The sequence below is a fragment of the Lachnoclostridium sp. An169 genome, from assembly GCF_002160525.1.
Lineage (GTDB): Bacteria > Bacillota > Clostridia > Lachnospirales > Lachnospiraceae > Mediterraneibacter > Mediterraneibacter cottocaccae.
The window spans coordinates 13,312-27,425 of record NZ_NFKT01000045.1; the positions used below are offsets into that span (position 1 = coordinate 13,312).

Genomic DNA, 14,114 nt, shown 5'->3' on the forward strand with positions numbered 1-14,114 from the left:
TCTCCTATTTCGTTAAATAAATTACACTCAATTCATTAACGCTCATCACATAGTATCTGTTCAGTCCTGCAGCGCAGAACATTTCCATTACCTCCGCGTCAAGTTCTCCCTGGAATTTCACGATTCCGTTTGCCTTGATAATGCAGATCCGCGGTCCGTCATACAGAAGGATCTCATCTCCGTCGATAACCGCATGGTCGTATTCTCCGGAAATTTCCCGGCTCATAACCTGATTTCCGGTTCTGTCATAGAGTCTCACTTCGTATCCCGATTTTTCCTTATTCAGCAGGATCATTCCGAAATACCTGTCCGAGTGGAACACACTCTGGATTTCCTGATTCAGTGAAACTTCCGTCTCTTTCTCGGGAACATCATTCCCCCGGTAAATTACGAAAGAGTTGTCACCCACCACAACCATACGTCCGCCCCCGATACAGAAAATATCTGCCATGAGCGTATCCGCATATTCTTCCGAAGCGACAATATTATCTGTTTTCTCCTTTCCCGTCTCCCCGAAATTATAAAATACAACCCGGGATCCCAGGGCAGTTCCCTTTGTATACAGATAGGAAACCGCCAACAGATTTCCGTCGTCCGAAAGCTCCAGTGCGGTGGGATAACCTGTGTTGTTCAGCGTCACCTGCTGCTCCACAAGAATATTTCCCGTGGCATCATAGGAGATAATCATGGGAGAGGTCTCATTTCTGAGAATCGCACTGACGATTCCCTGATCCGAAACAGTAAATGATTCGATGGGAAGCGTAGTCTCGATCTCTCCTTTGATTCCATCCTCCGTAAAAACAAGGATCGTATTTCCTCCGTTGTCTGCGACTGCAAAGGCGTCCTTTCTCACTTTGATGACCGGATTCTGAAGCTGTGCGGGATAGATCCACTTTTCTTCATTCTGCCTGTTCAGAAATACAACTCCGTCCCGGTTGTACCGCACAATTCCATTGGAAAACCGGGCGTAGCTGTTCGTATCCGACAGCTCGCTCTTATACCCGGCAGCGGTGCGGGCCTGTCCGTACGCTTCGTTGTCGAGGAGAAGGTATGTACCGCATACTGCCAGGGCTGCGAGTATGACCGGCACAAGCATCCTTTTTAACTTCTCTCCACGGAATTTTCTGGCCTTCTTTTTCACTTCCTTCATATCTTCCGGCGGCTTTACCACCTGCAGATATGGTATTTTCTTCTGCGCCATAATAGTCCCCTTATCGTTTGTCTGTATGTGCTAGTATATCACGATTTTACGGTAATAGCAATTTCTGCCCCACATAAATAAGATTTCCATCGGTGATACCGTTCATCCGGCAGATCGCGTCCACATGGGTCACATCACCGTACATTTTCCGGCTGATAATGGCGAGAGTATCTCCTTTCTCCACCACATAGACTCCGTCGCTTCCGTTCTCTCCCGAGGAAGCGCCGGAAGAAGAGGCTGTTCCTGCAGCTCCGCCTGCACTGTTATCTACCGGCTCCCCGCTTCCGGACTCAGATGTCTGCGCGTCTCCCGCCTGTCCGTCGGATTCAGACGTCTGCGCATCCCCCGAACCAGCCGTCTGTGCATCCCCGGAGCCGGTCTGCGTATCGCCGTCACCTTTCTGCCCGTCTTCCGCCTGCGCATCCCCGGAGTCATTCTGCCCATCCCCGGAGTCAGCCTGTCCGTCTCCTGAGCCTGCCGCCTGGGAATCCGGAGATGAATCCGATGGCTCCCGGGTCTGTTCTTCCTCCGTCACCGCAGTCACCGTCCCGCTGGTCTCCTGGGTTTCCACCGTATCCGTCCTTCCGGTCAGGCTGCTCAGGGTACTCTCCACAGACCGCATCCGGTCGAAGCTGTTCATCATGGTCACTCCCATGACGATCACGATGAGCACAAGGCAGGCGCTGACCGCATACATCATGCCTCCTGCTTTCCGCTGTCTCTGACGCTCCCCGCGTGCTCGTACCAGATTACGAAAGTCCTTTGCAGCTCGGTCTTCAACAGTCTCCGAGGCTGATACCCCATTTTTTTTTCGACTGGAAATCATGTAGTTCTGCATACACGGATTTTTCTCATAATACGTGTAGTGACCGCCGATTTCCATCAGATCATTCATTTTATGTACGAAATATGTCTCGTCCTTCTCCGCCGGATCTTTCATGATAAAGACCGTATTCTTCTTCGGAAAGGATTTCTTGTGGAGCCGGACTGTTGCTGCATCCGGTATCAGGGGAACTCCCTGCCGGGCGACGAACCAGCCGAGCATCTCCCCGTCCTCAAAGTACTGCTTGCAGTCCTCATATGCATGTTTCCATGTCTCCTCGTCAATCACATATTCATTGCCCGAGAGCTTTAACTCATGCATCTGGATCGCTCCATATATGTAAACATACTCTTCTTCTTCCCCTGACTGCATGTCCCCCACAAGGAATGCTCCGATGGGACCGCCTCCTGCTTTCGCACACTTCTCACACAACTGGGCAAAAAAGGTATCCACATAATCTTCTACATATATTTTCGGACTGTCACTTACGTTTCCAATCTGACGAACATTTTTTGGTATCTGTCTTTCCATTATACTCACCTCTGATAAAAATATGTTTTCCCGACGTCCTAATGAGGATAGCATAATGTAATTGCATGATTTTATCATTTGTTGTCAGACGAATCCGACAAAAGCGGACAGTTTTATAAAAAAGACGGCAGAAAAAGCTTCTTCCCTTTCCTGCCGTCTTAAAATTTTTCTGTTATACTGACTATTTCAGTAATTCCGACTGTTTCAACAATTCCGACTATTTCACGAACGCTTTTACTTTCTCGTAAATGCTGTCTGCATCCAGTCCGTATTTCTTAATCAGCTCAAGCGCCGGTCCGGACTCTCCGAACACGTCGTTGATACCGATCTTCATCACCTGTGTGGGCGCTTTCTCGCAGAGCACGTCGCACACAGCGCTTCCCAGTCCGCCGATTACGGAGTGTTCCTCCACGGTCACGACTTTACCGGTCTCTTTCGCCGCTGATACAACCAGTTCCTCATCCAGGGGCTTGATCGTATGGATATTGATCACTTTCGCGTCGATTCCGTCCGCTGCAAGCTTCTCCGCAGCCTCCAGGCAGTTGCTTACCGGAAGTCCTGTTGCGATGATGGTCACATCTTTTCCTTCTCTTAATACCACGCCTTTTCCCAGTTCGAATTTATAATCTTCCCTGTCGTTGATCACCGGAACTGCAAGACGTCCGAACCGCATATAAACCGGTCCCTGATGCTCGTAAGCCGCGCGCACGGCAGCCCTTGCCTCCACGTCGTCGGAAGGATTGATCACAACCATTCCCGGGATGGCGCGCATCAGCGCGATATCCTCGTTACACTGGTGGGTTGCGCCGTCCTCACCTACGGAGATTCCCGCGTGGGTTGCGCCGATCTTTACATTCAGGTGGGGATATCCGATGGAGTTTCTCACCTGCTCGTATGCACGTCCTGCCGCGAACATTGCGAAAGAACTTGCAAACGGAACCTTTCCTGTCGCCGCGATTCCCGCAGCCACGCCCATCATATTGCACTCCGCGATACCGCAGTCGATGAAGCGCTCCGGATGTGCTTTCTTAAATACGCCTGTCTTTGTTGCCGCCGCGAGATCCGCGTCCAGAACAACAATGTCGTCGTGTTCATTTCCAAGCTCGGCTAATGCATTGCCGTAACTGTCTCTTGTTGCAATTTTCTTTACATCTGGCATAATGCTTCACCTACTTTCTCAAGATCTTCCATTGCGATTTTATACTCTTCGTCATTCGGCGCTTTTCCGTGCCATCCAACCTGGTTCTCCATAAAGGAAACTCCCTTGCCCTTCAGTGTCTTGGCAATGATGGCTGTGGGCTGTCCCTTCACGGTTCTCGCCTCTTTGAATGCTGCGTCGATCTGATCAAAATCATTTCCATCAATGTTGATTACGTGGAAGTTAAATGCCTCGAACTTCTTGTCAATCGGATACGGAGAGTTTACCTCGTCAATCGGTCCGTCGATCTGAAGATTGTTGTTGTCCACGATCACCACAAGGTTGTCCAGCTTCTTATGGGCTGCAAGCATGGAAGCCTCCCATACCTGTCCTTCCTCGATCTCTCCGTCACCCAGCAGTGTGTACACACGGTACTCATCCCCGAAAAGCTTTGCGGAAAGAGCCATTCCCACTGCCGCCGAGATTCCCTGTCCCAGAGAACCGGATGACATGTCAACACCCGGGATATGCTTCATATCCGGATGCCCCTGGAGATAAGACCCTGTATGGCGCAGAGTCAGAAGATCTTCCTTCGGGAAATATCCTCTCTGTGCCAGTGTCGCGTAAAGTCCCGGAGCCGTATGACCCTTGGAGAGCACGAATCTGTCGCGGTCCGCCTTCTTCGGATCCTTCGGGTCGATGTTCATCTCTTCAAAATACAGATAGGTAAATATTTCTGCCGCAGACAGAGATCCGCCCGGATGTCCCGCCTTTGCACTGTGAACTGCAGTCACAATGCCTTTGCGGATCTCATTTGCAGTTTTCATCAGTTCTAATTTGTCCATGAAATTCTCCTTTTAGAATTCTCGTTTTCAATTATTCTCCGAACACAGCAATGTAATCATCCTGGAATTTCTTGATTCCTGCGTCTGTCAGCGGGTGATGTGTCATCTGCTCGATTACCTTGTAAGGAACAGTTGCGATGTCAGCCCCTGCCAGAGCACAGTCTGTGATGTGCATCGGATTTCTCACGCTTGCAGCGATGATCTGTGTCTTGATTCCTGCCACTTTAAAGATCTCGGCGATCTCAGCTACAAGGTCAACGCCTCTCACAGAGATGTCGTCCAGTCTTCCAAGGAACGGAGAAACATATGTAGCGCCTGCGCGTGCCGCCAGAAGCGCCTGGTTTGAGGTAAATACAAGAGTTACGTTTGTCTTGATTCCTTCAGCGGAAAGAACTTTCACTGCTTTAAGTCCCTCCACTGTCATGGGGATCTTAACGACCATGTTCGGGTGGATCTTTGCGATCTCGCGTCCTTCTTTGATCATGCCTTCCGCGTCTGTGGTAGTCGCCTTAACCTCACCGCTGATCGGTCCGTCCACGATGGATGCGATCTCAGCGATAACCTCCTCGAAAACACGTCCTTCTTTTGCGATCAGGGACGGATTCGTCGTCACTCCGCAGATCACTCCCATGTCGTTTGCTTTTCTGATCTCGTCTACGTTAGCTGTGTCGATAAAGAATTTCATTGCTGTTCCTCCTTAAAATTAAAGATCTTTTTGTTACTGTCTTTATTATAGTTTCAAAAGTTTCGAAGGTCAACCGACACAAAAATTATTAACATAATTTTAAACTTAATAATCCCCTGTATTAACCGGATTTCATTTATATTAATTAATATAAATATTTTTTAGCATCCTGAATTTCCTTAAATTATCAGGATTTCTCTGTCTTGATTTTCTCAGATTCACTAATAATTTTATTAATATTTTATCGATTTTTATTAATTTTTCTTTTTTCATCCCGCGGATATGAAGTCGTCCCCCGCACTACAATCTGAGGTTCATACTCCACATGATAGATGCTCACCGGCTCGATCTCCGTGTAATGTTTCGTGCGGGATTTGATCTTCTTCATGATGATATCGCAGGCGTCCATGCCCTTGTAGATGACGAAATGCTCAATGGTTGTGAGGGACACCTTTTTCACCTTGGAAAACAGGGTATTGTCGCATCCCATAACCGACATATCTCCGGGAACCTTGTATTTTTCATCGTGAAGGGCGTCCATGATTCCAAAGGCAATCATGTCATTGAGCCCCACGATGGCGGTCAGTTCCTGATGCTCCTTCAAGAGCTCCCGGGTCAGATTGTAGCCGATCTTATACTCTGAGTCGATTCCGGGAATATCCCGGTCGATCTGCTCGTCCGCCGCCTTGATCACCACATTCTCTCCCAGTCCCGCTTTCTGGAACTCCTTGAGAAATCCTTCCACACGGCGGGAACGCTGCTTCTGCCTTGCCGTCAGAGGCGGGGCAATATACGCCACATGCCGGTGTCCAAGCTCCAGAAGATGCCTCGCCATTAGCCGTCCAAGCTTGGAGTTGTCCAGTTCAACCGCATCCACCTCCAGACGCTCATCCTGATTGTTGATGACAACAACCGGGATGCGCTTTGCAAGATCCACCACCGTCTCCATAAAGCACTGGCTGGGATTGCAGATGTATATGATTCCCTGGGGATTTAACTGGGGCATCATTTTCAGGTACCGCTCTTCCATTCCCAGATCTCTCTGAGTATTACACACGAAGATTCCGAATCCCTGCTCCGCCGCCCGGGACTCGATTCCCTGAAGCAGCATCACATAGTACGGATTGGTAAGGTTCGGACTGATAACAACGAGAAGTTTCTCACGCTTCTCTTCCTTCTTCGCCCGGTGTTTCGGCACCTCGTATCCCAGTTCCGCCGCAGCCTCCTCCACCTTCCGGATCACTTCCTTTGAGAAGGAGACATTGTATTTCTTATTCAGGACCATGGACACCGTGGCCTGGGAAACCCCCGCCTTTTTCGCCACGTCCGATGACGTCACTTTCTTTCCTGCCAGAACACTCACCTCACATCTTCAACCGGCTTTTTCCCGGAACCATTTGAATAAGCCAAATCTGACCGGGCTGTCGTTTCTACAGCTCGGTCCGACCTTCCAGAGCACGCAGAAGCGTGACCTCATCGATATACTCCAGATCTCCGCCCACCGGCACTCCGCTCGCGATACGGCTCACTTTGATGCCGACAGGCTTGATCAGCTTGCTGATATACATTGCCGTGGTCTCTCCCTCGAGACTGGAGTTGGTGGCGATAATCACCTCGTCCACATCTCCCTGGAGACGCTCCATCAGCTCTTTCAGACGGATATCCCCGGGTCCGATCCCAAGCATGGGGGAGATGGCCCCGTGCAGGACATGGTAAACACCGTTGTATTTGCCCGTCTTCTCATACGCCGCCAGATCTCTCGGCGTCTCAACCACCATGATCGTCTTCTTGTCCCGCTCCGGGTTGCTGCAGATCGGGCATACATCCTGGTCTGTCAGCGTGCAGCACACCTTGCAGTACCGCACATTCTTCCGGGCGTCAACAATCGTTCTCGCCAGCTCTTCGACCTGTTCCATGGGCATATTGATGACATGGAACGCCAGTCTCTGGGCGGACTTGTTCCCGATTCCCGGAAGGCGGGAAAACTCATCGATCAGACGGCTGATCTGATTGCTGTAATAATCCATTCTGCCTCACTCCAAAAATCAGAACATTCCCGGAATTCCGCCGCCGAGACCGCCAAGGCCGCCTGTCAGTTTGGACATTGCCGCTCCCGTCTCTTCTTCCACCTGACGGAGCGCCTCATTTGTCGCCGCCACGATCAGGTCCTCCAGCATCTCGATGTCATCCGGGTCAACCACTTCCTGGGAAAGCTTCACTTTCAGCACTTCCCGTTTTCCGGAAACTGTAACTTCCACCGCGCCGCCGCCTGCAGCCGCAGTAAACTCCTTTGTCTCCAGCTCTTTCTGCTGCTCTTCCATCTGGCGCTGCATTCTCTGCGCCTGTTTCATAAGATTTGCCATATTCCCCGGCATTCCTCCGCCCGGGAAACCTCCGCGTTTTGCCATATCTAATCCTCCACTGTGATCTCCATATTGATCTTCTGCTCTATATCCACGAAAGTATCTTCGAAATGTCTTCCTTCCTCTACATAGCGGACCTCCACTTCTACTTTCTTCCCGATCCGCTGTTCGATCAGTCCTTCCAGCTCCTGCCTGTGATCCTCTCTTCCGACCACGCTCGCCGCCAGACTGTCGGGAAGCACGATGAGAAGCCGGTTGTCTCCGCCCAGGCTTAATCTTGCTTTCTTCAGATACCCTCTGACCATGCCGGACGCCTCATCTGCAATGGACCGGAAGTTCTTCACCACTTCCTGGACATCTTCCGGTATGGCGTTGGGAAGTTCCGGCTTCGGTCCTCTTCCTCTCCCGGAAGCCCCTGCTCCCGAACCGCCCGGATATCCTTCTCCAGCCGCTCCGTCGCCATTCACATACACGACTCTCTCCTGCATGTTCTCCGCCGCCTTATCCACCTTTTCCTCCACTGCCCGGATCCGGTCAAGAAGCGCATCCTGACTGGTCTCCATGGCTGGCGTACACAGCTTGATCAGCGCCACTTCAAGCAGCACTCTCTTCTGCGTCGCGTACCTTAACTGCCCCGACAGTTCAGAAAAAATACGGATGTAGCGGAGCAGCATATCCGTCTCGATCATCTGGGACTCTTCCTTGAGCTGCATCATATTTTCCGTGGATACATCCAGAACATCCTCTATATTATCAGAAGTTTTTACCAGAAGCAAGTTTCTTAAATACCAGGTAAAATCCGTGGCAAGCTGGGTCAACTCCCTTCCCTGCATGATCAGATCCTCCACAATGTCAAGGACCCCTGCCACGTCCCGGCTGATCACTTTTCTGAGAAGCTGGCTGAACACATCCGTATCCACCGCTCCCAGAACTTCCAGGACATTGTCATAAGTGAGCTTCTGCCCCAGATAAAATGCAATACACTGATCGAGAAGACTTAAGGCGTCACGCATGGAACCGTCCGCAGCCTTCGCGATATAACGCAGTGCCCGGTCCTCCACGTCCACCTTCTCCGTGTCCATCAGTTCCTTCATCCTGTCCGTGATCGTCTCGATACTGATTCTCTTGAAATCATAGTGCTGGCACCGGGACAGAATGGTGATCGGAATCTTGTTCACCTCCGTGGTCGCCAGGATGAAAATGACGTACTCCGGAGGCTCCTCCAGCGTTTTCAGGAGGGCGTTGAAAGCGCCTATGGAAAGCATATGCACCTCGTCGATGATGTAGACCTTATATTTCCCTTCCGTGGGGCGGTACGTCACCTCCTCCCGGATCTCCCGGATATTGTCCACACCGTTATTTGACGCTGCGTCGATCTCGATCACATTCATGGAAGTCCCCGCGGCGATGGACCTGCACATGGCACATTCCCCGCAGGGGCTCCCGTCCACCGGATGCTCACAGTTGACCGCCTTTGCAAAGATCTTCGCCACTGTGGTCTTTCCGGTACCTCTTGTTCCGCAGAACAAATATGCATGTCCGATACGGTTTGCCTTGATCTGGTTCTGTAGTGTCGTAATAATGTGGTCCTGCCCTTTTACATCCTCAAATGCCGTAGGGCGGAATTTTCTGTATAATGCCGTATATGACATGAATTACACCTCTGTTGAATTTCTAATTTTTTCCGGATCTAATTTCCGTCCGATCATCCGCCGGTTCCGGGAAAGATCACTCATCGCCGAAGCTGATGCCGATCATCCGCGCCTCTTTAATCAGGCTGCACTTCGGGTCAACGGTCTTGAGCTTTCCGGCAACCTCCTCAAGCGGAACCTTCGTAGTCTCGCCGTTCTTCATCGCCACCATGTATCCGTACTTTTCTTCCAGAATAAGCTCCGCAGCCTTCGCGCCGACTCTTGTTGCAAATACACGGTCATACGGACACGGAGATCCACCTCTCTGGGTGTGTCCCGGAACAGTGATCCTTACTTCCTTATCCGTCTCCTTCTCGATCTGCTCCGCCAGTTCATAGGCGATGGAAGGATATTTTCTCTTCGCAATCTTCTCCTTGTACTCTTTCTTCTTCAGTTTCGCATCCTCCTTGGAGATGGCACCTTCCGCCACCGCAAGGATTGTAAACGGCTTGCCCGCCTTTGATCTTCCCTCGATCACCCTGGCAATCGCCTTGATATCATAGGGAATCTCCGGGAGAAGGATGATGTCCGCGCCGCCTGCGATTCCCGCATGAAGCGTCACATGTCCCACCTTATGTCCCATTACTTCTATAATAAATACACGGCTGTGGGATGTAGCTGTCGTGTGGATCCTGTCGATGGTATCCGTAGCGATATCCACCGCACTCTGGAATCCGAACGTCATGTCCGTTCCCCACAGATCGTTGTCAATGGTCTTCGGAAGCGTGATCACATTGAGCCCTTCCTCACGGAGCAGGTTCGCCGTCTTGTGGGTTCCGTTTCCTCCCAGTATCACAAGACAGTTCAGATTCAGCTTGTGATATGTATGCTTCATCGCCTCAACCTTGTCCAGCCCATCCTTGTCCGGCACTCTCATCAGCTTGAACGGCTGCCTTGACGTGCCGAGGATCGTACCGCCCCTGGTCAGGATTCCGGAGAAGTCCTTTGAGGTGAGCATACTGAAATCCGCGTAGATCAAGCCCTTGTATCCGTCCTTGAATCCGTAGATCTCCACATCATCCCTCTTGGAACAGATTCCTTTCACAACGCCGCGCATCGCCGCGTTGAGAGCCTGGCAGTCTCCTCCGCTTGTCAGCATTCCAATTCGTAACATAACACTTCCTCCTTTACATGTCCGGTGCTTATATTTATTTTCTATTTTTGTGAAATATTTATTCTGAAAAATAATAAGCAGCCGGTTCTCTACGACTGCCCTATATTATATCATGATTTTCGGGTCCGTAAAAGCCCCGCCAAAAATGACTGCAAAAAAATCCGGAATAACCGGAAAAAAGATGGATCTCCGCCAGGGAAATCCATCCTTATAACCGGATATTTCAATTTCTGATATTCCGGCTTTCCATATCACAGTCTATACTACAGTCTCTTCAGCAGAGCTTCTCTCTCTTCCTCATATCCCGGTTTTCCAAGCAGAGCAAACATATTTCTCTTGTAGCTCTCAACACCCGGCTGGTTGAACGGATTAACGCCGAGTAAATATCCGCTCACGCCGCATGCGAACTCGAAGAAATAGAACAGCTCTCCAAGGTAGAACTCATTCTGCTCCGGAATCTTCACCATCAGGTTCGGAACATTTCCGTCTGTGTGGGCAAGGATCGTGCCGTTCATCGCGCTCTTGTTGATGAAATCGACATTCTTTCCTGCCAGGTAGTTCAGTCCGTCCAGATCAACCGGCTCTTCATTGATTACGATCTCTTCCCTGGACTTCTCAACATTGAGAACGGTCTCAAACAGGACTCTGTTGCCGTCCTGGATGAACTGACCCATAGAGTGAAGGTCTGTCGTCAGGTCTACAGATGCCGGGAAAATACCCTTCTGGTCTTTTCCTTCGCTCTCTCCGTAGAGCTGTTTCCACCACTCAGATACATAGTGGAGGCTTGGCTCATAGTTTGCAAGCACCTCTATTGTCTTGCCCTTGCGAAGCAGGATATTACGGATTGCCGCATACTGCATCGCATCGTTCTCTGCGAAATCATTCTCCAGCGCAGCTTTTCTTCCTGCAGCAGCGCCTTCCATCAGTTTGTCGATGTCAGCTCCGCTTACAGCGATCGGAAGCAGACCAACTGCGGTCAGTACGGAGAAACGTCCCCCAACGTCATCCGGCACAACGAAAGTCTCATAACCTTCCTCTGTCGCCAGATTTTTCAGTGCTCCCTTTGCCTTGTCAGTAGTTGCGTAAATTCTCTTCGCAGCTTCCTCTTTCCCGTATTTCTTCTCCAGAATCTCCTTAAATACACGGAAGGCAATCGCCGGCTCAGTCGTCGTTCCCGATTTGGAAATCATATTGATAGAAAAATCTCTGTCTCCTACAACATCGATCAGATCTTTGATGTATGTGCTGCTGATGCTGTTTCCAACATAGTAAATCTCCGGTGCTTTGCGGATCTCCTTTGAAACAACATTCGCAAAGGAATGTCCGAGGAACTCGATCGCTGCCCTGGCTCCCAGATAGGAACCGCCGATTCCGATCACAAGCAGAACCTCTGAATCACTGCGGATCTTCTCTGCCGCTTTTTTAATACGGTCAAACTCCTCTTTATCATAATCTACCGGAAGATCAATCCATCCAAGGAAATCATTTCCCGCGCCTGTCTTTGCAAGCAGCTTTTCTTTTGCCTGCGCGGCAAGCTCACTCATGTATTCCATCTCGTGTTCCTGCACAAAACTGCACGCCTTTGAATAATCAAATGTCACTTTGCTCATTGTTATCCTTCCTTTCTGATATTCTGATATCATCTTTTGCCGTACCATGTCTGGTACTCTACGCACATTTTACCAAATATGGATGCCTTATGCAAGAAACTCTTCCAGAATCTGACGGATCGCCTCCTCTCTCAGTACCGGTCTGTCATCGTCTTCCTCCTGATTTCCGGCAGGTCTTCTGATATTCTGATCCGGAACAGGTCTCTGGACATTCTGACTTTCATTTCCCGCTTTTTCAACATTGCGTGGTTCTCCCTCAATGTTGATCGGAAGTTCAGACTCCTGCTTCTGCGCTCCTCTGCGGAAGATTCCCCGCCCGGAACTCTGGGAACTGTTTCTTTCGCCTTCCCGGGCAGTGTTCTGCTGCATTGTCCCCTGCTGCATTGCTGCCGTCCGGTCCGTCATCTGCCCGAAATTCTCCTGGGATGCCTGGTAAGCTTCCCTTGACGCATTTTCCCGGGATACATTTTCCCGGGGTGCATTTTCCCGGGATGCACCGGCAACCACGCCCGCGCTTCCCTGATATGCCGGTTGAAACGCCTGCTTTCCGGAGTTCTCCGCCGCGATTACATCGATAAAATCCCGATCGGACGTTCTCTGCCTCTTAAGCCGGAACGCACAGATATTGTCCAGATAATCCACCATATACATCTTTACCGCCCTGATCTTGTAAGGCTCGTCCGAAAGCGATCTGACTACGGCAAGCAGAATCATCTCTGCGGCGCCTCCCGCAATATATTGATAAACGGATTCTGAAAATCCGGAAGAAAGATAATAAGCTGACGCCCCAAATGCCGCCAGAATTCCGGAAAACCATATGGAAAGTGTCTCTATCTGTCTCCATGTATGGATACGGAATAAACATCCCCTGTATTCATATATGTATTTTTCCACAAACGCATCTATATTTTCCACAGAATCATGGATCATAACTGCGTGCTCGTACTTTGCTCTCACGAGTTTTATCAGTCGGTGCGTGCTTTTCGGCATGTTTCCTGCTGCTTTCAGCAGTCTGTTCAGAGTAAACTGGTTAATGATCTTCGCCAGTATACCCAGCACTCCAATGGCCGCCATCAGCCAGATGACAACATTGGTGCCTGTCACTAATTGTAGCATGGCAAAACCCTCCTGTTTATTTAATCTCCCACAATATCCTTAAGGTCAGATGCGTGATCATACAAACGATCCCAGTTCGACGGTTACGGATTGTGTTTGTGCACATTATAGCCCACTTTTCCCGGGTTGTCCGCAAAAACCGTTCTACATAATTCTACACCCGCGCTTCTGAAAATGACGAAAATGGCGAACGTCTCTTCCCTCCCTGTCTCTTCCTGTTAATCTCACATGAACCTCTTAAATTCTCAGCTTTATCCCTTTCCAGTCCCTTTGCTCCCACAGCGTTCCACTTTTCTCAGGTTTCCGGTTCTTCCTGTCCAAATGTCAGATTTTTCAAAAATCGCCCGAAAAATGGAACACAAAAATTTTATTTGTATTTCTTTATGGCATTTGCTATAATTCTCGTGGACAAAAACATTGTCTGAATTGATTTGTACAAAGGAGGTAATCGCAATGGAATATACTCCAAAAGGCGTCTGTTCTAGACAGATCCATTTTGATATTGTGGATAATAAAGTAAGAAATGTCTCTTTCGTAGGAGGCTGCAGCGGAAATCTGCAGGGAATCGGCCGTCTCATTGAAGGAATGGATGTAAATGAGGCCATCGCCCGGATCGACGGTATCAAATGCGGATTCAAGTCCACATCCTGTCCGGATCAGCTGGCACAGGCACTGAAGGCAGCCGTAGCGTCAGGAAACTGACCAGTAAATTTTCAGAGAGAAGAATTGTACACATAGAAATTCTTCTCTCTGATTTTATTTTGATTTTTTTATTTTAGAAACATTTTATACTTTTTGTGTATATTTACTTATTGCATTTCATGCACGCATAAAGTATAATATTCTGACAATCAGCAGAAACATCTATATTCTTTCAGCTGTTTCACAGGCGGTATCCGCTACATTTTCCTTTTGTTTGAGCTCACAGAAGGTTGCAACTGCAGACTTAATTTTCTATAATGGAGGTGTAACATTTGAATGATGAAAAATTAAATAA

13 protein-coding genes are annotated in these 14,114 nt (G+C 49.5%); 1 reads left to right on the forward strand and 12 read right to left on the reverse strand.

The genetic code is table 11. The features are described from left to right. Positions 1–4 precede the first annotated feature (4 nt). The 12 genes from B5F07_RS20440 to B5F07_RS20495 all read right to left on the reverse strand — a co-directional run bounded on the left by B5F07_RS20440 (position 5) and on the right by B5F07_RS20495 (position 13,117). Positions 5–1,201, reverse strand: coding sequence for a DUF5711 family protein (locus B5F07_RS20440; RefSeq protein ID WP_087163046.1), 1,197 nt, complete (start codon positions 1,199–1,201; stop codon positions 5–7). Between the two features lie 46 nt (positions 1,202–1,247). Continuing rightward, on the reverse strand, positions 1,248–2,555 hold the full coding sequence (locus B5F07_RS20445) for a LysM peptidoglycan-binding domain-containing protein (RefSeq protein WP_087163047.1): 1,308 nt from the start codon (positions 2,553–2,555) through the stop codon (positions 1,248–1,250). Positions 2,556–2,772: 217 nt separating this feature from the next. After that, positions 2,773–3,714 (reverse strand): transketolase family protein, encoded by a 942-nt coding sequence (locus tag B5F07_RS20450; protein WP_087163048.1) that lies wholly within the window; start codon positions 3,712–3,714, stop codon positions 2,773–2,775. Continuing rightward, the gene (locus tag B5F07_RS20455) at positions 3,702–4,538 is read right to left on the reverse strand and encodes a transketolase (RefSeq protein ID WP_087163049.1); all 837 of its coding nucleotides are present in this window, start codon (positions 4,536–4,538) and stop codon (positions 3,702–3,704) included. Before B5F07_RS20455 ends, B5F07_RS20450 begins: the two co-directional genes overlap by 13 nt. A gap of 31 nt (positions 4,539–4,569) precedes the next feature. Continuing rightward, complete coding sequence (fsa, locus tag B5F07_RS20460) at positions 4,570–5,223, reverse strand: fructose-6-phosphate aldolase (RefSeq protein WP_087163050.1); 654 nt, start codon at positions 5,221–5,223, stop codon at positions 4,570–4,572. A gap of 241 nt (positions 5,224–5,464) precedes the next feature. Next, complete coding sequence (locus B5F07_RS20465) at positions 5,465–6,577, reverse strand: LacI family DNA-binding transcriptional regulator (RefSeq protein WP_087163058.1); 1,113 nt, start codon at positions 6,575–6,577, stop codon at positions 5,465–5,467. Positions 6,578–6,653: 76 nt separating this feature from the next. After that, positions 6,654–7,250 carry a recombination mediator RecR gene (gene recR, locus B5F07_RS20470; protein WP_087163051.1) on the reverse strand — a complete coding sequence of 199 codons (597 nt, stop codon included), beginning with the start codon at positions 7,248–7,250 and terminating at the stop codon, positions 6,654–6,656. Between the two features lie 18 nt (positions 7,251–7,268). Continuing rightward, entirely contained in the window at positions 7,269–7,631 is a 363-nt protein-coding gene (locus B5F07_RS20475) for a YbaB/EbfC family nucleoid-associated protein (protein WP_087163052.1), read from the reverse strand. Positions 7,632–7,633: 2 nt separating this feature from the next. Beyond that, the gene (gene dnaX / locus B5F07_RS20480) at positions 7,634–9,238 is read right to left on the reverse strand and encodes a DNA polymerase III subunit gamma/tau (RefSeq protein WP_087163053.1); all 1,605 of its coding nucleotides are present in this window, start codon (positions 9,236–9,238) and stop codon (positions 7,634–7,636) included. Positions 9,239–9,314: 76 nt separating this feature from the next. Further along, positions 9,315–10,391, reverse strand: a complete 1,077-nt coding sequence (locus B5F07_RS20485) for a 6-phosphofructokinase (protein WP_087163054.1) — start codon at positions 10,389–10,391, stop codon at positions 9,315–9,317. Positions 10,392–10,654: 263 nt separating this feature from the next. After that, a complete protein-coding gene (locus tag B5F07_RS20490) occupies positions 10,655–12,001 on the reverse strand; it encodes a glucose-6-phosphate isomerase (protein WP_087163055.1) in 1,347 nt (448 codons plus the stop codon). Between the two features lie 87 nt (positions 12,002–12,088). Further along, the gene (locus B5F07_RS20495; protein WP_087163056.1) at positions 12,089–13,117 is read right to left on the reverse strand and encodes a hypothetical protein; all 1,029 of its coding nucleotides are present in this window, start codon (positions 13,115–13,117) and stop codon (positions 12,089–12,091) included. A gap of 453 nt (positions 13,118–13,570) precedes the next feature. Between B5F07_RS20495 and B5F07_RS20500 the strand changes: the two genes are divergently transcribed. Beyond that, positions 13,571–13,819 (forward strand): TIGR03905 family TSCPD domain-containing protein, encoded by a 249-nt coding sequence (locus B5F07_RS20500; RefSeq protein WP_087163057.1) that lies wholly within the window; start codon positions 13,571–13,573, stop codon positions 13,817–13,819. The last annotated feature ends 295 nt before the right edge of the window (positions 13,820–14,114 follow it).

What these genes read in the sequence shown, in the direction of transcription:
- B5F07_RS20440 (WP_087163046.1), bottom strand. Translation starts at nt 1,201, where the DNA reads ATGGCGCAGAAGAAAATACCATATCTGCAGGTGGTAAAGCCGCCGGAA.
- B5F07_RS20445 (WP_087163047.1), bottom strand. Translation starts at nt 2,555, where the DNA reads ATGGAAAGACAGATACCAAAAAATGTTCGTCAGATTGGAAACGTAAGT.
- B5F07_RS20450 (WP_087163048.1), bottom strand. Translation starts at nt 3,714, where the DNA reads ATGCCAGATGTAAAGAAAATTGCAACAAGAGACAGTTACGGCAATGCA.
- B5F07_RS20455 (WP_087163049.1), bottom strand. Translation starts at nt 4,538, where the DNA reads ATGGACAAATTAGAACTGATGAAAACTGCAAATGAGATCCGCAAAGGC.
- fsa (WP_087163050.1), bottom strand. Translation starts at nt 5,223, where the DNA reads ATGAAATTCTTTATCGACACAGCTAACGTAGACGAGATCAGAAAAGCA.
- recR (WP_087163051.1), bottom strand. Translation starts at nt 7,250, where the DNA reads ATGGATTATTACAGCAATCAGATCAGCCGTCTGATCGATGAGTTTTCC.
- B5F07_RS20475 (WP_087163052.1), bottom strand. Translation starts at nt 7,631, where the DNA reads ATGGCAAAACGCGGAGGTTTCCCGGGCGGAGGAATGCCGGGGAATATG.
- dnaX (WP_087163053.1), bottom strand. Translation starts at nt 9,238, where the DNA reads ATGTCATATACGGCATTATACAGAAAATTCCGCCCTACGGCATTTGAG.
- B5F07_RS20485 (WP_087163054.1), bottom strand. Translation starts at nt 10,391, where the DNA reads ATGTTACGAATTGGAATGCTGACAAGCGGAGGAGACTGCCAGGCTCTC.
- B5F07_RS20490 (WP_087163055.1), bottom strand. Translation starts at nt 12,001, where the DNA reads ATGAGCAAAGTGACATTTGATTATTCAAAGGCGTGCAGTTTTGTGCAG.
- B5F07_RS20495 (WP_087163056.1), bottom strand. Translation starts at nt 13,117, where the DNA reads ATGCTACAATTAGTGACAGGCACCAATGTTGTCATCTGGCTGATGGCG.
- B5F07_RS20500 (WP_087163057.1), top strand. Translation starts at nt 13,571, where the DNA reads ATGGAATATACTCCAAAAGGCGTCTGTTCTAGACAGATCCATTTTGAT.